Origin of the sequence: Sphingomonas sp. 10B4, from assembly GCF_035019905.1 — a bacterium.
GTDB lineage: Bacteria > Pseudomonadota > Alphaproteobacteria > Sphingomonadales > Sphingomonadaceae > Sphingomonas > Sphingomonas glacialis.
Genome location: NZ_JASJVC010000254.1, coordinates 1 through 296 on the forward strand (window position 1 = coordinate 1; position 296 = coordinate 296).

The 296-nt window shown below is 52.0% G+C and carries 1 protein-coding gene; it reads left to right on the forward strand.

Going from position 1 to position 296, the window contains the following annotated elements; all coding sequences use genetic code 11:
* Positions 1-70: 70 nt before the first annotated feature.
* Positions 71-296 (forward strand): DUF3305 domain-containing protein (locus QN347_RS19710; protein WP_323494382.1); only part of this gene is annotated, 226 nt, incomplete at its 3' end.

A 296-nucleotide genomic window follows, 5' to 3' on the forward strand; every position in this document is an offset into this window, starting at 1 on the left:
GTCCATAAGGTGCTTGGGTGCTTGGGTGCGAGTGAAATGGTGGAATCAAAATTGGACAGATATTAACATGATGGAAAAACATAGCGTTCTCCCATTCACGCTGGCGGTGCTGATGCAGCGCGTAGCCTTGAATAATCGCTGGCAAGCTTACCGTTGGAAGCCGCTGGAAATTTTAGCCGATGCGCAGCCCGGTGGTGCGCGTGTACTGATTGCCGGTGAGGCCGAGCAGCGTTGGTTGTTTCCTGGCTTTGCCGTGCATTTACATGCCGATGAAACGCCTGTCTCTTATACACATC